At 71.9% G+C, this 17,855-nt stretch carries 20 protein-coding genes and 2 pseudogenes; 12 read left to right on the top strand and 10 right to left on the bottom strand.

The annotated features are described in order from the left end of the window. The first annotated feature begins 216 nt into the window (after positions 1 to 216). Both ACH45E_RS00775 and ACH45E_RS00780 read left to right on the top strand, forming a co-directional pair. Positions 217 to 587, top strand: a pseudogene (locus ACH45E_RS00775) (tyrosinase cofactor). A gap of 68 nt (positions 588 to 655) precedes the next feature. Beyond that, entirely contained in the window at positions 656 to 1,477 is an 822-nt protein-coding gene (locus tag ACH45E_RS00780) for a tyrosinase family protein (protein WP_361436722.1), read from the top strand. A 31-nt stretch (positions 1,478 to 1,508) separates the two neighbouring features. On the opposite strand, the gene ACH45E_RS00785 is transcribed toward ACH45E_RS00780, so the two are convergent. Both ACH45E_RS00785 and ACH45E_RS00790 read right to left on the bottom strand, forming a co-directional pair. Then, a complete protein-coding gene (locus tag ACH45E_RS00785) occupies positions 1,509 to 2,204 on the bottom strand; it encodes a ribonuclease H (protein ID WP_361436719.1) in 696 nt (231 codons plus the stop codon). A 30-nt stretch (positions 2,205 to 2,234) separates the two neighbouring features. Then, positions 2,235 to 3,032 (bottom strand): VOC family protein, encoded by a 798-nt coding sequence (locus ACH45E_RS00790; protein ID WP_361436716.1) that lies wholly within the window; start codon positions 3,030 to 3,032, stop codon positions 2,235 to 2,237. Positions 3,033 to 3,200: 168 nt separating this feature from the next. Between ACH45E_RS00790 and ACH45E_RS00795 the strand changes: the two genes are divergently transcribed. From ACH45E_RS00795 to ACH45E_RS00810, 4 genes and pseudogenes are all read left to right on the top strand, one after another. Beyond that, complete coding sequence (locus tag ACH45E_RS00795) at positions 3,201 to 4,208, top strand: zinc-binding alcohol dehydrogenase family protein (RefSeq protein ID WP_361436905.1); 1,008 nt, start codon at positions 3,201 to 3,203, stop codon at positions 4,206 to 4,208. A gap of 427 nt (positions 4,209 to 4,635) precedes the next feature. Then, positions 4,636 to 6,078 carry a family 2B encapsulin nanocompartment shell protein gene (locus ACH45E_RS00800; protein WP_361436713.1) on the top strand — a complete coding sequence of 481 codons (1,443 nt, stop codon included), beginning with the start codon at positions 4,636 to 4,638 and terminating at the stop codon, positions 6,076 to 6,078. Beyond that, positions 6,071 to 7,135, top strand: a pseudogene (locus ACH45E_RS00805) (family 2 encapsulin nanocompartment cargo protein terpene cyclase); the annotation flags it as partial. The gene ACH45E_RS00800 and the pseudogene ACH45E_RS00805, both read left to right, overlap by 8 nt. Before the next feature lie 42 nt (positions 7,136 to 7,177). Beyond that, positions 7,178 to 8,056 carry a geranyl diphosphate 2-C-methyltransferase gene (locus tag ACH45E_RS00810; protein ID WP_361436711.1) on the top strand — a complete coding sequence of 293 codons (879 nt, stop codon included), beginning with the start codon at positions 7,178 to 7,180 and terminating at the stop codon, positions 8,054 to 8,056. A gap of 66 nt (positions 8,057 to 8,122) precedes the next feature. Here the strand turns inward: ACH45E_RS00810 and ACH45E_RS00815 are convergent, their stop codons facing one another. Next, positions 8,123 to 8,611 (bottom strand): VOC family protein, encoded by a 489-nt coding sequence (locus ACH45E_RS00815; RefSeq protein ID WP_361436709.1) that lies wholly within the window; start codon positions 8,609 to 8,611, stop codon positions 8,123 to 8,125. 122 nt (positions 8,612 to 8,733) lie between these two features. Here ACH45E_RS00815 and ACH45E_RS00820 point away from each other — a divergent pair, with 122 nt between their 5' ends. Next, a complete protein-coding gene (locus ACH45E_RS00820) occupies positions 8,734 to 9,939 on the top strand; it encodes an epoxide hydrolase family protein (RefSeq protein ID WP_361436706.1) in 1,206 nt (401 codons plus the stop codon). A gap of 21 nt (positions 9,940 to 9,960) precedes the next feature. Here the strand turns inward: ACH45E_RS00820 and ACH45E_RS00825 are convergent, their stop codons facing one another. Beyond that, on the bottom strand, positions 9,961 to 10,326 hold the full coding sequence (locus ACH45E_RS00825) for a helix-turn-helix transcriptional regulator (RefSeq protein ID WP_361436703.1): 366 nt from the start codon (positions 10,324 to 10,326) through the stop codon (positions 9,961 to 9,963). 232 nt (positions 10,327 to 10,558) lie between these two features. On the opposite strand from ACH45E_RS00825, the gene ACH45E_RS00830 reads away from it, so the two are divergent. Next, positions 10,559 to 11,446: an RNA polymerase sigma factor SigF gene (locus ACH45E_RS00830; RefSeq protein ID WP_361436700.1), complete on the top strand. Its 888-nt coding sequence runs from the start codon at positions 10,559 to 10,561 to the stop codon at positions 11,444 to 11,446. Positions 11,447 to 11,453: 7 nt separating this feature from the next. Here ACH45E_RS00830 and ACH45E_RS00835 read toward each other — a convergent pair whose 3' ends face one another. Next, positions 11,454 to 11,927: an ATP-binding protein gene (locus ACH45E_RS00835; RefSeq protein ID WP_361436697.1), complete on the bottom strand. Its 474-nt coding sequence runs from the start codon at positions 11,925 to 11,927 to the stop codon at positions 11,454 to 11,456. Positions 11,928 to 12,115: 188 nt separating this feature from the next. On the opposite strand from ACH45E_RS00835, the gene ACH45E_RS00840 reads away from it, so the two are divergent. The 3 genes from ACH45E_RS00840 to ACH45E_RS00850 are packed head-to-tail and all read left to right on the top strand — an operon-like array spanning position 12,116 to position 13,313. Next, positions 12,116 to 12,259, top strand: coding sequence for a hypothetical protein (locus tag ACH45E_RS00840; RefSeq protein ID WP_361436694.1), 144 nt, complete (start codon positions 12,116 to 12,118; stop codon positions 12,257 to 12,259). Then, positions 12,259 to 12,891: a PRC-barrel domain-containing protein gene (locus ACH45E_RS00845; RefSeq protein ID WP_361436691.1), complete on the top strand. Its 633-nt coding sequence runs from the start codon at positions 12,259 to 12,261 to the stop codon at positions 12,889 to 12,891. The genes ACH45E_RS00840 and ACH45E_RS00845 overlap by 1 nt, the downstream gene beginning before the upstream one ends. Then, positions 12,891 to 13,313, top strand: coding sequence for a PRC-barrel domain-containing protein (locus tag ACH45E_RS00850; protein ID WP_361436688.1), 423 nt, complete (start codon positions 12,891 to 12,893; stop codon positions 13,311 to 13,313). The genes ACH45E_RS00845 and ACH45E_RS00850 overlap by 1 nt, the downstream gene beginning before the upstream one ends. A 16-nt stretch (positions 13,314 to 13,329) precedes the next feature. Here ACH45E_RS00850 and ACH45E_RS00855 read toward each other — a convergent pair whose 3' ends face one another. Beyond that, a complete protein-coding gene (locus tag ACH45E_RS00855; RefSeq protein WP_361436685.1) occupies positions 13,330 to 13,740 on the bottom strand; it encodes a hypothetical protein in 411 nt (136 codons plus the stop codon). 332 nt (positions 13,741 to 14,072) lie between these two features. Between ACH45E_RS00855 and ACH45E_RS00860 the strand changes: the two genes are divergently transcribed. Next, a complete protein-coding gene (locus ACH45E_RS00860) occupies positions 14,073 to 14,456 on the top strand; it encodes a nuclear transport factor 2 family protein (RefSeq protein ID WP_361436682.1) in 384 nt (127 codons plus the stop codon). Between the two features lie 10 nt (positions 14,457 to 14,466). Here the strand turns inward: ACH45E_RS00860 and ACH45E_RS00865 are convergent, their stop codons facing one another. The 4 genes from ACH45E_RS00865 to ACH45E_RS00880 all read right to left on the bottom strand — a co-directional run bounded on the left by ACH45E_RS00865 (position 14,467) and on the right by ACH45E_RS00880 (position 17,625). Continuing rightward, positions 14,467 to 15,843: a hypothetical protein gene (locus tag ACH45E_RS00865; protein WP_361436679.1), complete on the bottom strand. Its 1,377-nt coding sequence runs from the start codon at positions 15,841 to 15,843 to the stop codon at positions 14,467 to 14,469. A 119-nt stretch (positions 15,844 to 15,962) separates the two neighbouring features. After that, positions 15,963 to 16,409 (bottom strand): hypothetical protein, encoded by a 447-nt coding sequence (locus ACH45E_RS00870; RefSeq protein WP_361436676.1) that lies wholly within the window; start codon positions 16,407 to 16,409, stop codon positions 15,963 to 15,965. Positions 16,410 to 16,445: 36 nt separating this feature from the next. Continuing rightward, positions 16,446 to 16,904 carry an SHOCT domain-containing protein gene (locus ACH45E_RS00875; protein ID WP_361436673.1) on the bottom strand — a complete coding sequence of 153 codons (459 nt, stop codon included), beginning with the start codon at positions 16,902 to 16,904 and terminating at the stop codon, positions 16,446 to 16,448. Between the two features lie 76 nt (positions 16,905 to 16,980). Next, on the bottom strand, positions 16,981 to 17,625 hold the full coding sequence (locus ACH45E_RS00880; RefSeq protein ID WP_361436670.1) for a DUF308 domain-containing protein: 645 nt from the start codon (positions 17,623 to 17,625) through the stop codon (positions 16,981 to 16,983). Positions 17,626 to 17,855 lie beyond the last annotated feature (230 nt).

Below are 17,855 nucleotides of genomic sequence, written 5' to 3' on the forward strand. Positions count from 1 at the left end.
CGCGAAAGATCACCGGAAATGCCGCCCCAGGGGGGAGGAATTCCCCCTTCCGGGCCGCGGCGGTCACTCGCACAGCAAGATCAACTTCGTTCAACTCTGTACTGCATGTTGGCAATTGTCCGGATCGTAGCCAACCCGTTCCGGGGGATTTCTCCCGCTCTCGGGCGGGCCGATAGGCATGCGGTGTCATCACCCGAACGCACCAGGAGGTCCCGCATGCCGGAACTCACCCGACGCCGCGCGCTCACCGCCGCGGCCGCCCTCACCGCCGCGGCGGGAGTCCGGGCCGTCGACGCGCCCGGCGCGTCCGCGGCCGAGCACCACCACGGCTCCCCCGATGCCTTCGACGAGGTCTACCGAGGCCGCCGGATACAGGGCCGTCCGGCGAGCGGCGGCGGCCATCACCACGACCACGGCGGCGGATACGCGGTGTTCGTCGACGGGGTGGAACTGCAATGCGCAACGCCGACGGCAGCTGGATCAGCGTCGTCAGCCACTACGCCCCGGTGCCCACGCCGCGCGCCGCGGCCCGTGCCGCGGTGGACGAGCTGCAGGGCGCCCCGCTGCTGCCCTTCCCCGCCAACTGACCGGCCCCCACCGGCCGACCGACCTGCCGACCGACCGCTACCGCAAGGACATCCGGAGCACCGCGCACATGACCGTACGCAAGAACCAGGCCGCCCTGACCGCCGACGAGAAGCGGCGGTTCGTCGCCGCCGTCCTGGAACTCAAGCGCAGTGGACGCTACGACGAGTTCGTCAGGACGCACAACGCCTTCATCATGTCCGACACCGACACCGGCGAGCGCACCGGCCATCGTTCACCGTCCTTCCTGCCCTGGCACCGCAGATTCCTGCTCGACTTCGAGGGAGCGCTGCAGCGGGTGGACGCGTCGGTCGCGCTGCCCTACTGGGACTGGAGCACGGACCGCACGGCCCGGGCCTCGCTGTGGGCGCCGGACTTCCTCGGCGGCACCGGGCGGAGCCTGGACGGCCGGGTGACGGACGGGCCGTTCGCCGCGTCGGCCGGCAACTGGCCGGTCAACGTCCGCGTGGACGGCCGTACGTACCTGCGCCGCTCGCTCGGCGCCGCGGTGCGCGACCTGCCGACGCCGGCCGAGGTCGAGTCGGTGCTGGCGATGGGGACGTACGACATGGCGCCCTTCAACAGCGCCTCGGACGGCTTCCGCAACCACCTCGAGGGCTGGCGCGGGGTCAACCTGCACAACCGGGTCCACGTCTGGGTCGGCGGGCAGATGGCCACCGGGGTCTCCCCCAACGACCCGGTGTTCTGGCTGCACCACGCCTATATCGACAAGCTCTGGGCCGAGTGGCAGCGCCGGCACCCGGACGCCGGGTACGTGCCGGGCGGCGGGACGCCGGACGTGGTGGACCTGAACGAGACGATGAAGCCGTGGAACGACGTGCGTCCGGCGGACCTGCTGGACCACACGGCGTTCTACACCTTCGACAGCTGAGCGGACCCCGTCCGAACGGAGCCGGCCGCGATCAGGCTTCGACGGCCGTACGGCAGTCCGGATGACCCCAGCCCTGCGCGTTCTTGGCGATGGACTCGCCCGCCGCGTAGGACCGGCCGCACACGCAGCGGCCCGGGAACTTCGCCTTGATCGTGCGGGAGGACGAGCCGCCGCCCGCGCTTCGGGGCGCCTTCTTGCGCGGCGCCCTGGCCGCCGGGACGTCGGGCGAGGGCGGCGGCTCCGGGGAGCCGAGGTCGCTGCCCGCCGCGCTCTGCGCGGTCGCCGCCTGGCTGGCGGCGCGGTCGGCGAAGTCGTTCAGCGGGTCGCCGTCGACCTGGTGGGCGGGCACGTAACGGAACTCGACCGAGCGGCCGTCGAGCAGTTCGTCGATGCGGACCACCAGTTCCTGGTTGGCGACGGGCTTGCCGGCGGCCGTCTTCCAGCCCTTGCGCTTCCAGCCGGGCAGCCAGGTGGTGACGGCCTTCATCGCGTACTGGGAGTCCATCCGGATCTCCAGCGGCACAACCGGGTCGGTGGCCGCCAGCAGGCGTTCCAGCGCGGTGAGTTCGGCGACGTTGTTGGTGGCGGTGCCCAGCGGTCCGGCCTCCCAGCGGGCCGGGCTCTCGGCATCGTCGGAGACCACCCACGCCCAGCCCGCCGGACCGGGGTTTCCCTTAGAAGCCCCGTCGCACGCGGCCACCACTCGTTCACGCATGGCCCCGATCATGCCACGCCCGCACCGGCTGCCCGGACCGCTCTAGGAGACGTCCGTGGTCTTCGGCATCTCGCCCTGTGTGGTCGTGATGTCGATCACCGAGAAGTTCGCGCCCTGCGGATCGCTGAGTGCCGCGAAGCGGCCGAAGGGGCTGTCCATCGGGCCGAACCGCAGGACGCCGCCGAGCTCGGTGGCGCGGGCGACGGCGGCGTCGCAGTCGCCGACCGTGAAGTAGACGTTGACGTACGAGGGCACCTCGGGCGGGAACTCCTCCCCCATTCTCATCCGGCCCAGGACGGTGTCGTCGCCCACCTTGAACAGCCGGAAGTCGACGCCTGCGTCGTCGATCTGCTGCATGCCGTAGGGGAAGACCCCCGACAGGAAGGCGTCCGTCCGCTCCGGGTCCCGGGTGAAGAACTCGGCCCAGCAGTAGGCACCGGGCACCGCCGTCGCCTCGAAGCCCTCGTGGGTGCCGCCCTGCCAGAGCCCGAACACGGCGCCGGCGGGCTCGCGGGCCAGGCACATCGTGCCGAACTCGCCGACCTGCATCGGCTCCATCAGCACCTCGCCGCCGTTCTCGCGGATCTTCCCCGCGGTCGCGGCGGCGTCCGCCGAGGCAAGGTACAGGCACCACTGCGAGTGCCCCTCCTGTCCGGACATCGGCGGCACGACGGCCGCCACCGCCTTGCCGTCCGCGTAGGCCTGCGTGTAGTTGCCGTACTCCGGCGACGATTCGCCGAAGGTCCAGCCGAGGACGTCTCCGTAGAAGCTCTTGGCCCGCTCGACGTCACCGAACATCGCATCGGCCCAGCAGGGGGCTCCCTCAGGTCGTACGGCCATGGTCCTGACCCTCTCCCGTTCGGCGGACTGTCCGGAACCTCACGCTAGTCACCCTCGGGGCGGCCCGCGCGCCGAACCCGCCCGGCCGCCGGAGACTGGGAGGGGACGGCGGCCTTCGGCAGGACGGGGCACGGGATGACGGACGCGACGGGGGCGGGTTCGGCGACGATGCGGGCGTGGGCGGTGATCCGCCCGGGGCCGGTCGAGGGCGATCCCCTCCGGCTCGTGGAGCGGCCGGTTCCGGTGCCCGGGGACGACGAGCTGCTGGTCCGGGTGCTCGCGTGCGGGGTGTGCCGCACCGATCTGCACGTCACCGAGGGCGATCTGCCGGTGCGGCGGCCCGGCGTGACCCCGGGACATGAAGTGGTCGGGGTGGTGGCGGGCACCGGGGCGGCGGTCCGGGACTTCACGGTGGGCGAGCGGGTGGGCGTGGCCTGGCTGCGGCGGACCGACGGTACCTGCGTCCACTGTCTGCGCGGAGCCGAGAACCTGTGCCCCGGCTCGGAGTACACCGGCTGGGACGCCGACGGCGGTTATGCCGAGTACACGACCGTCCCGGCCGGTTTCGCCCACCGGCTGCCCGGCGGTCTGGACGACGCGGCCGCGGCGCCACTGCTGTGCGCCGGGATCATCGGTCACCGCGCGCTGCGGCGCACCGGGCTGCCGCCGGGGGGCCGGCTCGGGCTGTACGGCTTCGGGGGCAGCGCCCACCTGTGCGCGCAGGTGGCGCTGGCGGAGGGTGCCACCGTGCACGTCCTGACCCGGGGCGAGGCCGCCCGGCGGCTGGCGCGCGAGCTCGGCGCAGCCTCGGCGCGCGACGCCTACGACTCGCCGCCCGAGCCCCTGGACGCCGCGATCCTGTTCGCGCCGGCCGGCGACCTGGTCCCGGTGGCGCTGCGCGCCCTCGACCGGGGCGGGGTCCTGGCGGTGGCCGGGATCCATCTGAGCGATGTGCCGCCGCTGCACTACGAGACCGAGTTGTTCTACGAGAAGGAGCTGCGCAGCGTCACCTCCAACACCCGCGCGGACGCCCGCGAGTTCCTGAGGCTGGCCGCGCTGCACGGGGTCCGGGCGCGGACGCACACCTATCCCCTGTCCCGGGCCCCCGAGGCCCTGAGGGACCTCAAGGCCGGGCGCTTCGACGGGGCGGCGGTACTGGTGAACGACCTCTCCTGAAGCCACCGGGCCCGCGCCCGGCCGCACGCCGAACCACTGGCCGCACGGCGGCCTCGGAAACACGCGGCAGGGGCATGACCGCCCCGGAACCACGACGACGCGCCCCTGCGTTCGGGGGCGGTGCCCCGGACCATCGTGGTTCCGGCCCCACCCCCGCCGATCGGCCGGCCTCCGGGCCCCGGCCCATCGCCGCACTCGCGCACGCCCGGACACGGGCGCGTGTGCCCGGCGCGTGATCACAGCGCGCCGGATCATTCACCCCGAACGACAGGTTTGCACCACCAGGGAATGAAACCGCCCCTTTCACGCCGTACCCGGCACCTCACCACTGCTGTTTGGCTTGTCCCCGCACGCCACCACCTCGCTCACCATCCCCTCGCTCACCACCGACCGATCCGGTCACCCTTGTTCACTCCCGGGAGGGAAAGTGTCCACACCGGACAGCGCCACCGGCTCCGCCGTCGACGAACCCGCCCCCGACCCCGCGGCCGACGGGCAGTTCACCAGTCTGAGCACCCGGGCGGCACGCCAGCTCGCCACCACCACCAAGTCCGAGCCGCAGATGCAGGCCATCACCTCGCGGTGGCTGCTGAAATCGCTGCCGTGGGTGGACGTCAGGGGCGGCACCTACCGGGTCAACCGCCGTCTGCAGGTGAGCACCGGCCGCGGCCGGGTGCACTTCGAGCAGAACGGCGCCGACGACATCAGGGTCATCCCCGAGACGCTGACCGAACTGCCGGTCCTGCGCGGCTACGGGGACCTCGACGTGCTGCGGGAGATCGCCGGCCGGTTCCAGCCCCGGGAGGTGCGGGCCGGCCAGGTCCTGTTCGAGGCCGGGCAGCCGGTCACCGAGACGTACCTCGTCGCCCACGGCCGGTTCACCCGCTACACGAACGGGAAGTACGGCGACGAGGAGATCCTCGGGGTGGTCTCCGACGGGTCCCAGATGGGGGACGAGGCCGTCGGCCAGTCCGACCCCCTGTGGCTGGCCTCGGTGCGGGCGGAGACCTCCGGCGTGGTGCTGGCGCTGCCGTGGGCCGTGGTCACCGAGCTCACCGAGCGGGCGCCCTCCCTCGCCGCGCATCTCGAGGCGTACGTCGAGCGGAACCGCAGGCCGATGAACCGCAAGGGCGAGGCGGACGTCCCGGTGCAGGCCGGCCACGTGGGCGAGCCGACCTTGCCGGGCGGGTTCGTCGACTACGAACTCAGCCCCCGCGAATACGAGTTGTCCCTCACCCAGACCGTGCTGCGGGTCCACACCCGGGTCGCCGACCTCTACAACGACCCGATGAACCAGACCGAGCAGCAACTCCGGCTCACCATCGAGGAGATCCGCGAACGCCAGGAGTGGGAGCTGGTCAACAACCGGGAGTTCGGGCTGCTGCACAACATCGACTACGGCCAGCGCATCAGCACCTTCACCGGCCCGCCCACCCCGGACGACATGGACGAGTTGCTCTCCATGCGGCGCAAGACCAAGCTGTTCCTCGCCCACCCCAAGGCGATCGCGGCCTTCTTCCGGCAGTGCAACCGGCGCGGCCTGGTACCCGGCACCGCGACCGTCGACGGACACGAGGTCCCCGCCTGGCGCGGGGTGCCGATCTACCCGTGCGGCAAGATCCCCATCACCGAGCAGCACACCACCAGCATCCTCGCCCTGCGCACCGGAGAGGCCGACCAGGGAGTCGTCGGCCTCTATCAGACCGGCATCCCCGAGGAGCACCAGCCCGGCCTCAACGTCCGCTTCATGGGCATCGACACCGCCGCGATCATCAACTACCTCGTCACCGCCTACTACTCGATGGCCATCCTGGTCCCCGACGCCGCGGGGATCCTCGAGAACGTCCAGATCGGCCGGACGGCCGAGTGACGGCCCGGAGCACCTCATGAACGCACCTCCCACCTCCCTGCCGCTGCCCGGCCCGCCCAACCTCGCCCGGTCCGTGCGGACCCGGCGCACCGGAGCGATCCCCGGGCTGCTGTACCGGCCCGCCGCGCCCGCCGACCCGGAGCAGGCGGCGGAGATCGACCGCAGGCTGGAGGCCTGGGCCCGGAGTCTCGACCTGTTCCCCGAGTCCTGGACGGGGGACTTCGCCGGGTTCCAGTTCGGCCGGGCCGTGGTGCTCCAGCACCCGGGCGCGGCCGACCTGGAACGCCTCACCGTCGCCGGCAAGCTGCTGCTCGCCGAGAACATCGTCGACGACTGCTACTGCGAGGACCGGGGCGGCTCCCCGCGCGGGCTCGGCGGCCGGCTGGTCATGGCCCAGTCGGCGATCGACCCGTACCACGGCACCCCCGAACTTCAGGAGGAGTGGCACCGCGGCATGCGGGCCGACGGTCCGCTGCGCTCGTACCACTTCGCCCTCAAGGACTTCGCCGTCCTCGCCACGCCCAGCCAGACCACCCGCTTCACCCACGACATCGCCCGGCTGCACCTGGGCTATCTCGGTGAGGCCGCCTGGGCGGAGACCCGGTACGTGCCCCGGGTCTGGGAGTACCTGGTGATGCGGCAGTTCAACAACTTCCGTCCGTGTCTGTCGATCGTGGACGCCGTGGACGGCTACGAACTGCCCGAACAGGTCTACGCCCGCCCGGAGATCCAGCGGATCACCGCCCTGGCCTGCAACGCCACCACCATCGTCAACGACCTGTACTCCTTCACCAAGGAGCTGGCGAACGACCCCACGCACCTCAACCTGCCCCAGGTGGTCGCCGCGAACGAGCGGTGCGGGCTGAAGGCCGCCTACCTGAAGTCCGTCGAGATCCACAACCGGATCATGGCGGCCTTCGAGGAGGAGTCCGCCCTGCTGTCCGCCACCTCGCCGCTCGTCGAGCGCTACGCCCAGGGCCTGGCCGCCTGGGTGTCCGGCAACCACGAATGGCACGCCACCAACAGCCACCGCTACCACCTGCCCAACTACTGGTAACCCCGCGCCGACCACGCGTCAGACACACCAGAGGAGTCACCGTTGACCACCGCCCCCGTCGCCGGCACCACGCCGGCCCCGGTGCCGACCCAGTCCACGTACCAGAACCGCGTCGCGGACTACTGGAACGCCGAGGAGAACCCGGTCAATCTCGAACTCGGGAAGATCGACGACCTCTACCACCACCACTACGGCGTCGGTGAGGCCGACTGGTCGGTGCTCGACGAGCCCGACGCCGCCCTGCGCCGGGAGCGGACCACCGCCGAACTCCACCGCCTGGAACACGCCCAGGCCGAGCTGCTCGCCTCCCACCTCGGCCCGCTCTCGGCCACCGACCGGGTCTTCGACGCCGGGTGCGGCCGGGGCGGGGGCAGCGTGGTGGCGAACCTGCGGTACGGCTGCCACGCCGACGGCGTCACCATCTCCGCCAAGCAGGCCGGGTTCGCGAACGAGCAGGCCCGCAAGCGGGGCATCGACGGCAAGGTGCGCTACCACCACCGCAACATGCTCGACACCGGCTTCGCCTCCGGCGCGTACGCGGCTTCCTGGAACAACGAGTCCACCATGTACGTGGAGCTGGACCTGCTGTTCGCCGAGCACGCCCGGCTGCTCGGGCGCGGCGGACGCTATGTGGTGATCACCGGCTGCTACAACGACACCTACGGGCAGGCCTCGCGCGAGGTGTCCCTGATCAACGCGCACTACATCTGCGACATCCATCCCCGGTCGGCGTACTTCCGGGCCCTGGCGAAGAACCGCCTGGTGCCGGTCCATGTGCAGGACCTGACGGCGGCGGCGATCCCGTACTGGGAGCTGCGCAAGCAGGCCGACCACCTGGTCACGGGCATCGAGGACACGTTCCTGAAGGCCTACCGCAACGGCAGCTTCCAGTACCTGCTGATCGCGGCCGACCGGGTCTGAGCCGGGCGGTGGGGCGGGCGTGCTGTCAGACCCCTTCGGCAGCACGCCCGTCGGCCGGCGCGTCGGTCACTCCCCCGCGTAAGCCCTGTCCAGTTCGGCGACGTCGAGCTTGCCCATGGACATCATGGCCCGGGTCGTGCGGGTCGCCCTCTCCTGGTCGGGGTCGCCGATCATGTGGATCAGCCGGTCGTAGACGACCTGCCAGGAGACGCCGTACCTGTCCTTGAGCCAGCCGCAGGGGCCGCCCTCGCCGCCGTTCTCGGTGAGAGCGTTCCAGTAGTGGTCGATCTCCTCCTGGTCCGAGCACATGATCTGGAAGGAGATGGCCTCGTCGAAGGTGAACTGGGGGCCGCCGTTGAGGGCGACGAACTTCTGGCCGTTGGCCGTGAACTCGACGGTCAGCACGGAGCCGGCCGGGCCCGGGCCCGGAACGGCCTCGTTGCCCCGGGTGATCCGCCCGATGCCGGAGTTCTTGAAGACGGAGACGTAGAAATGGGCGGCCTCCTCGGCCTGGCCGTCGAACCAGAGACACGTCGTGAATCCGTCGGTGGTCATGTGCACCTCCAGGGGCGTGGAACGCTGTCATCTGTATCGACCGGCCGGCGCCGCGAAACTCATCGGCCGGACGCCGATTAATCCAAACGGCTCAAGCGGCGCCCGCAACTAGCATCGCGGCCATGACGTCATCCCCTGCCGACCGCGTCCGCCCCTTCCGTCTCGCGATCCCCCAGAGCGACCTCGACGACCTGTACGAGCGGCTCGACCGCACCCGGTGGCCGGACCAGCTGCCGGGCACGGGCTGGGCGTACGGAGTCCCCGCCGACTACCTGCGGGACCTCGTGCGGTACTGGCGGCACGAGTACGACTGGCGAGCGGCCGAGGCGCGGCTGAACGAGTGGCCGCAGTTCACCACCACGATCGACGGGGCGCACGTCCACTTCGCGCACGTACGCTCCCCGGAGCCGGACGCCACCCCGCTGATCCTCACCCACGGCTGGCCGGGTTCCGTCGTCGAGTTCCTGGACGCCGTCGGGCCGCTCACCGATCCGGCCGCGCACGGCGGGGACCCGGCGGACGCCTTCCACGTGGTGGTGCCGGGCATCCCCGGTTTCGGGCTGTCGGGGCCGACCACGGAGCCGGGCTGGGAGGCGGGCCGGGTCGCCGACGCCTGGGCGGAGCTGATGCGGCGGCTCGGCTACGCACGGTTCGGGGCGCAGGGCGGCGACTGGGGCGCGGCGATCTCCCGCGAGCTGGGCCGCGCGCACCCCGACCGGGTCATCGGCGTCCACCTGAACCTGCTGCCCGGCGCACAGGCGGCCGAGGAGCCGACGGACGGGGAGCTGGCGGAGCTCGGCCCCGAGGAGCGGGAGCGCACGCTCGCCTCGTGGCGGCGGTGGGCCCGGTGGTCGCGCGAGGGGACGGGGTACGCGATGTTGCAGTCGACCCGGCCGCAGACCCTGGCGTACGCGCTGACGGACTCGCCCGTCGGGCAACTCGCCTGGATCGTCGAGAAGTTCCGGGAATGGACGGATTCCGAGCAGCTGCCGGAGGAGGCCGTCGACCGGGACCTGCTGCTGACAAATGCGATGCTCTACTGGCTGACCGGCACCGCGGGTTCGTCCGCCCGCATCTACTACGAGCGGGCGCACGCCACCGGCCGGGCCGCCGCCCCGGCTCAGCCGTCGACGGTGCCGACCGCGCTCGCGCTGTTCCCTGCCGAGCCCCAGCTGCCGCTCAGACACAAGGCGGACCGGACCGAGAACATCGTGCGCTGGACGGAGTTCGACCGGGGCGGGCACTTCGCGGCCATGGAGGAGCCGGACCTGCTCGTCGACGACGTGCGGGCGTTCTTCCGGCAGCTGCGCGAGAAGGGCGCCGGCTGAGGCCGTTCCGGTTCCGGCGCGTCAGGCGGCCAGGCACAGCCCTCGGTGCGGCGCGCGGGACAGCTGACGGCTCCGGTTCGCCTGCTGCCTGGTGAGCTCCCCCTGGGTCAGCGACAGCAGGTCGCCGAGGCCCAGGCCGAGGGCGTGGGCGGCGGCCGCGAGGACCTCCGAGGAGGCCTCCTTGCGGCCGCGCTCGACCTCCGAGAGGTACGGCATGGAGATCCGCGCGGCGTCCGCGACGTCCTTGAGGGTGCGCTCCTGCGCCAGGCGCTCCCGGCGGAGCACGTCGCCGACCAGATCGCGCCAGAGGGGTTCCCTGGGCGCCGGGGACGGGTCCGCGGGCTGCAGTGGGGCGACTTTGGTCTGGTGCGGCGCTCGATCGGTCACGCCGTCAGCCTAGACGTCACCGGCTTCGGGGGCGCACAGTTTCCGAAGAGCATGGTTTCCGCCACCTGGGCGCACCGCCCGCATGCGTTGCGTCACTCGGGGTACCCGCATCGTGGGAGACGCATGGATGAACGTTTTCCGGGTACCCGCGCACCACACAGTCCTGGGGCAGGCATCCGGAGCGCCTGGCCGAAGAGGCAGACGTCGAACCGTGACTTTCGTGGGAGAGGCAATGAATACCGCCGGGAGCCGGTCGGAAGCAGTGGTCGCCGAGAGGACCGCCGAGGACAGGACGGGCGAGGGATCACTGCCTGGGATCGAGGACCCGCGCACGATCGCTCCGCGTGACGCACGCGAACTGTCCCGCCAGTTCTTCCAGCGTCTGACCGAGCTGGAGGAGGGCACACACGAGTACCAGTACGCCCGCAACACGCTCATCGAGATGAACATGTCGCTGGTGCGGTTCGCGGCGGGGCGGTTCCGCAACCGCGGTGACGACATGGAGGACATCGTCCAGACCGGGATGATCGGCCTGATCAAGGCCATCGACCGGTTCGAACTGGCACGTGAGGTGGAGTTCACCTCGTTCGCGCTGCCGTACATCGTGGGCGAGATCAAGCGGTTCTTCCGGGACACCACCTGGGCGGTGCACGTGCCCCGGCGGCTCCAGGAGCTGCGGGTCGAGCTGGCCAAGGCGCGCGAGGAACTCTCCAGCCGGCTGGACCGCGATCCGACGGTCGGCGAGCTCGCCACCCTGATGAACATCGCCGAGGACCAGGTCGTCGAGGCGCAGCTGGCCGCCAACGGGTACAACTCCGCGTCCCTGGACGCGGCGCTCACCGGCGACGGGCCCGAGGACGGCGAGGCGGTGCTCGCGGACTTCATCGGCGTGGAGGAGGAGGGCCTGCGGCTGGTGGAGGACTTCCAGTCCCTGGCCCCGCTGATGGCCGAGCTCAGCGAACGGGACCGGCAGATCATCCACATGAGGTTCGTGGAGGAGGCCACCCAGGCGGAGATCGGCGAACACCTCGGGTGCTCCCAGATGCACGTCTCACGCCTGATCAAGCGGATCATCACCCGCCTGAGGAAGGGCATGCTGGGCGAGCTGGGCTGCGCCTGACCGGCCCTCACGGGCCGGTGGGAAGCCGCACCGCGGGAAGCTGTATCAGGGCGCGTACCTTCTTGCCGACGGGTACGCGCTCCGCGGTGACCTCCGCGGCCAGCGCGTGCACGATCTCCAGGCCGTGGCGGCCCACCCGCTGGGGGTCGCGCGGAAAACGCCGGGGCAGGGCGACGCTGCTGTCGTAGACGGACACGGAGACGGCCGTGTCCGTGCCCTCCAGCTCCAGGATGTACGGCCCGTTGCTGTGCCGGTCGGCGTTGGTGACCAACTCGCTGACCACGAGGAGCAGTTCACCGTCGGCGCGGGAGTCGATGCGGGCGCACCACTCGGTCCTCAGCTGGTCGAGGAACTGTGCGGCGAAGGACCGCGCCTCGGCGATGCAGCCGGGTTCACCGGTGTAGTGCGCCGCCCGTCGCAGCGGTTCCACGGGCACGTCGAAACCACTTGGTATCACTGCCCCGTCCACGTGGTCGGTCATGCGCTTCTCTCTCGGACTCCGGACCCGGCCGGTCACTGCTGCACCAGTCCTCGTACCCCACCAGACGCCGCGCAGTCCAGTCGGCCGTTCGCCCAGCGCGCACAGCGGGCATCGGCGCGCCGGTCCGGGGCACCCGGAGAGGGTGGCTCCGGCCGGAGGCGGCCGGGACGGAGGGCCGGAGGTCGACGGTGGTCTGGTGGGTGTGGCTGGTCCTGGTGGTGGCCGCGGTGGCCGTCGCGTCGCTGGTGGCGCTGGGCGTCCAGGCCGGCCGGCGGTCGAGGACGGTGATCGCGGTGCGGCGCGGGCGCCGGTACGGCGGACGGAGCGTGTGATGGCCGGGCATCTGCTGTCGGGGCCCGGGCGGGTGGGTTCGGAGCTGATGGCGGCGCGCAGTCTTTCGACGCTGCCGGTGGTCACGCTCGCGGGTGACGCGGTCGCGCAGATCAAGGACACCGTCTTCGACGCCCAGGCCGGCCGTATCACGGGCTTCACCCTGAGCGGCCGGGGTCTGCTCTCCGGCCCGCTCAAGCGGAGCCTGCCCTGGTCGGGCGTGCACTCGCTGGGGCATCACGCGGTCATGATCCGTGATCCGGGCGCGCTGACCGAGGCGGCCGCCGTGGTCGTCCGCCGGGAGGCGCTCAAGGGCCGGGTGCTGGGCGCGAAGGTGCTGACCGACGCGGGGGCGGAGGTCGGCAGGGTGCTCGACGTGGTCGTGGAGGGCGGCACCAGCGGCCGGATCGTCGGCTTCCGTATCGCGGCGAGCAGGTCGCTGGCGTCCGGGGCGTCCGGCTCGGGCCGCCGCCGGCCCAAGGTGTATGTCCCGCGCGGCGAGACCCTCGCGGTCTCCGGCCAGGCGCTGGTCGTCCCCGCGGACGCGACGCTGTACGTCGCTCAGGACCTCCCGGGCTTCGTCGGGCAGGTGCGGGCCTTCCACGCCCGCGGCCCGAAGGGGGGCCGGCCGTGATGCTGTACTCGCAGGTGCGGGGCCTGCCCGTGGTGACCCTCGCGGAGGCGGCCGAGATCGGGGTCGTGAAGGCGCTGACGGTCGATGTCGCGGCGAGGGCGGTCACACACGTCCGGGTCGGCGCGCGGCGCGGCCGGGGGGACACCGTGCTGCCGTGGGCGGCGCTGCACGCGGTCGGCCCCGACGCCGTACTCGTCCGCCCGGATCCGGCGGCGGACACCACCGGGCCGCCGGCGCCGCACCACGAGGCCCTGCACCACCGGATCCTGACGGAGGCCGGAGACGAGCGCGGCACCGTTCAGGACCTCGCGTTCGACCAGGCCACCGGCCGCGTGGAGACGGTCTGCACGGCACTCGGCACGATCCCGGCCGACCGCCTGCTGGGCCTGGGCGACTACGCGCTGGTCGTCCGCGCCGGCTGAGTCACGGTGTCACGTGTCAGGCGACGGGTACGACGAGCGCAGGGATGGTGCGCTGCATGCGCAGGGCGTCGACGGACTCCGCGAGCAGTTCGTACTCCGTGGTCTCGTCGTTCGCAGCGATCCGCACCAGCCGGCCGTCGGCCAGTTCGTCGGCGACCAGTTCCTGCCGGTCCTCGTCGGCGCACCAGGCGCGCAGCACGCCGGGCACGTCGGTGACGGTGTCCGGGACCGGCGCGAGGGCGTTGGGCGGGTAGTGGGGGCTGTCCGGCTGCGGGTCGAGCCGCTCGGCGATCCACAGGGCCCGGTCACGCAGCCACCACAGGGCCAGCGCCAGGGTGGGCGCCCGGTAGGTGCCGAGCGGTACGCCGATGCGCCGTCCGTCGCACCAGCCGTACGCGGTGACATGGCACAGGAATTCGTCGTGCACGATCCACTCCCCCGTCGCGTCGCTCTTCCGCCGGCCTGGCCCTCGCTTCCCGTGCGGCTCCTGTGCGGTGAAGTGCCCCTGACGTTCGAGTATCTTCACTACTGACACACTGTCACCATGACTTTCCGGCCAGTCTGTTGGCATATTCGCCGCTGTTCTTGGCCGGAATCCGCCGCGGCGCGTGCCGCCGCTCTCCCGCCCCCGCCGCCGTCATTACCCGTGGGGTAATCGACCCTCCCCGGCGCCCGCGGGCATGGTGGTCACACCGGTTCGACGCACCGAGGATCCGGTTCCCGACCAGCGCTCACGACCTCGATGGAGGCTGATTCACCATGTCCGTGAACACCGACCGTTACCAGACCGCCGCCGCCCGCTACTTCGAGGCCTGGAACGCCACCGAGCCGGAGGCCCTGGCGAAGGCGGTCGCCGCGGCGTGGACGGCCGACGGCTCCTATACCGACCCGCTGGCCGACGTGACCGGGCACGAGGGGATCGCCGCCCTGATCGCCGGGGTGCACGGGCAGTTCCCCGGCTTCGTCTTCCGTCCGCTGGGCGCCGTGGACGGGCACCACGACACCGCCCGCTTCGCCTGGGAGCTGGTGAACGAGGCCGACGGCTCCGCGCCTGTGGCGGGCTTCGACGTGGTCACGCTGGACGCGGAGGGCCGCATCAGCTCGGTGCTCGGCTTCCTGGACCGGGTGCCGGCCGGGGCGTGAGCCCCGCGGGTCAGCGACCGGTCGCTCCGGGCTGGGGGGTGGGCCCGGGCCGGGGCGGGCCCGGCCTGCCCCGCTCGAGCCCGGCGAGTCCGGGGCCCGGAGCGAGGAACTCGCGTACGCCGAACAGGGCCAGTACCACGACGGCGAACCAGAACACCACGATGCCGGTCGGATGGTCCCAGAACACGAACACGATCGAGGCGCCGACGAGGATCACGATCCCGATCCACCGCTTCCACCGCCGGACGAACGGCTCCACCGGCCCGGCCCTGAAGCCCACGTGCTCGGCGACCTGGCGGACGCCGCCGACCCCCGTGGTGCACGCGGCACGGGTGGTCGTCGCGATCCGGGAGGGACCGGCGAAGAACGCGCCGAGGGCGACCAGCACGGCCAGCACCCCCACCGCGCGGGCGGCCTTCCTGAGGAAGTACACCAGGGCGTCGTAGACGGAGCCCGCCGCGCCCGGGGAGACACCCGACGGCAACTGGTTGAGGAAGTACGTGCGGAAGACCGTGAGCCCGATGCCGAGCACCAGCATGGCCGCGGCGATCCCGAGCGCGGCGCCGATCAGCGCGTGTCTGCGGTTCCAGGCGGCGTAGACGCCCCCGGCCGCGACCAGCACCGTGACCACCGGGAGCCAGTTGCCGAGGATCTGCAGCAGCCGCAGATAGAGCTGCAGCGACTGCAGCTTCGGCGAGGAGTACACCGTGAACTGCGTGTGCACCGTCGGGATCTTCGCGGCCACTCCCAGGCCCGCGTCCACGAGCTGTGTCTTGACCTGCTCGATGACCGGTGCCAGATCGATGGTGACCTGGTCGCCGGAGAGCCGGACCGCGCCGCCGCCCTCCCCGGTCAGGGCCTTGACCATCGCGTTGTGCGCCAGCGTGATCGCGTCGGTCCACGCCTTCGCGAAGGCCTGGCTCGTCACGACCCGGTCCGCGGCGGCGCCGATGAGGCTCTTCACGCCGTTCTCGATGGGCCCGGTCAGCGGGCCGATCAGCTGGGACACCCGGGGCGGGACGCCGGGCTGGGACGCCGCCTTGGACAGCTGGTCGACCAGAGCCGGCACGTCGATCTTCTGCACCACCACGTCGGTGACCCGGCGGGAGACCGCCTGCTGCACATCGGGGTCGCTCGCGAGCGGCCCCATGGTCGCGACGAACTGGTCGGTGTCGGTGATCTGGTCCCGCGCCCAGACGGCCGTGACGGCCAGGATCGACAGGATCGACGCCAGGATGATGAGCAGCACCGATCCGGTGGTACGCAGGGGATGCCGGCGGTGTGGCGGCGGCCCGCCGGTCTCCAGCTGGGCCACCCGCCGGCGCAGCTCGTCCAGCTCGCTCTCACCCGGCTTGCCCGGCTCGTCCTCGGCGTCCTGTGGCGGCATGGAGCACTCCCGTCCTCGGCCCTACCAGGAGACAGGGCCGCCGGGACGCGGGCCAGCCAAGGGCCCCCGACCGGGTGTCGTCCGGTCGGGGGCCCTTGGCTCCGCGCCCCCCGGTCGCCTCACATCCCGCCGCGCTGGCGGCCGGACATGTCGGGTGAGGCCTCGCGCTGGACCACGCACAGGGCCCAGATGACGAACCCCGACATCGCGATCATGACGACCGACCACACCGGGTAGTACGGCAGCGAGAGGAAGTTGGCGATGATGATCAGCGCCGCGATGGTCACGCCGGCGATGCGGGCCCACAGCGAGGCCTGGAAGAGCCCCAGGCTGACGATCACCGCGACCGCGCCCAGGATCAGATGGACCCAGCCCCAGCCGGTGAGGTCGAACTGGAACACGTAGTTGCGCGTGGTGACGAAGACGTCGTCCTGGGCGATCCCCATGATGCCCCGGAAGATGTCCAGCACTCCGGCGATCATGAGCATGACGGCGCCGAAGATCGTGAGGCCACCGGCCCATTGCTGCTTCGCCGTCGTCTCGGGCGCGCTGTGTGACGCGGTCATACCACTACCTCGTTTCGTTGCCGTTGGGTGTGTCCGTCAGCGGGGGGACGCGGTGGTACCCGGCTTCTGTGCCGACCCGTGGCCACTGAGGACGAGTTCCTTCGCTCGGCGGAACTCGTCGTCCGTGATGTCGCCCCGGGCCCGGATCTCGGACAGCCGGGCGAGTTCGTCGGCACTGCTGCGACCGCTCCCGCCCGCGGTCTCCCGGACGTAGGAGTCGAAGGCCTGCTGCTGCGCACGCGCCTGCGCCATCTCCCTGCGGCCCATGTCCTTGCCCCGCGCGATGAGGTAGACGAACACGCCCAGGAAGGGCAGGCAGACGACGAACAGCAGCCAGCCGGCCTTGCCCCAGCCGCCCATCTCGTCGTCACGGAAGATGTCGACGATGACCCGGAACAGCAGGACGAACCACAAGACCCACAGGAAGAACCAGAGCATCGTCATGAAGGCACTCAGCAGCGGATAGTCGTACGCGAGGTACATCTGCGCGCTCATGTCACTCCTCCGTCCCGGGCGTTCGCCCAGCCGTTCCATGCCGTTCTCAGCGTGCCCACGTCGATAACCGATCGCCTCACCCGGCGCGGGTGACCTTGTCCGACCTGCGCAGCGCCGACCGCCAGGCGAAGGCGACTCCCGCCTCGGCCAGACCGAGCAGTACGAGCCACAGGCCGAGCAGCCGGGTCAGCGCACGGGCCGACTCGGCCGGCAGGGCGAGCACCACGATCCCCGCGACGATGGCGAGGACGGCGCCCGCCAGGACGGCGCCGCGGTGCGGCAGGTCCTTGGCGGCCAGGGCCGTGTAGAGGGTGAGGATGCCGGAGACGAGCCAGACGATCCCCACGATCACCGAGAGAGCGGCGATCGTCTGCAGCGGGTTGCGCAGGCACAGCACCCCGGCCAGGACGTACAGCACGGCCACCACCAGCACCGGGAGCCGTTCCCCGGCCCCCTCCCGGCCGAACACGGCCACGAACCGGAACACCCCGAGCACCAGCAGGTACAGGCCGATGAGGACCGCCAGTACGTGCAGGGTCTCGTCCGGCCAGACCAGTACCAGCAGGCCCGGCACGATCGTCGCGACCGCCGAGGCGAGGATCCAGGTCCAGGAACGGCCCAGCCGGCCCAGGGCGTCCTCGGCGCCCTCCGGGGGCGGAGCCGCCCCGCCGGGCATGCCTTCCGGTCCACTGGGCGCCGACGGATCACGCGATGTGGTCATGGCTCCTCCTCGCGCGGTCGATCGCGGCGCTCGTGGACCGCCGACGGGGCGGTGTGGGGGGACCTCACCGGGCCAGCGTCCCGCTCGTGAGCGGCCGGGGGGGGACCCCCCGGGGGGGGGGCGCCCCCCCGCCCCCCCCCCGGGGGGGGGGGCCCCCCCCGGGGGGGGGGGGGGCCCCCCCGCCCGGCCCCCGCCCCGGCCGGGGGGGCGGGCCCCACCCCGCGGGGTCG

The organism is Streptomyces sp. NPDC020299, assembly GCF_044387825.1.
GTDB lineage: Bacteria > Actinomycetota > Actinomycetes > Streptomycetales > Streptomycetaceae > Streptomyces.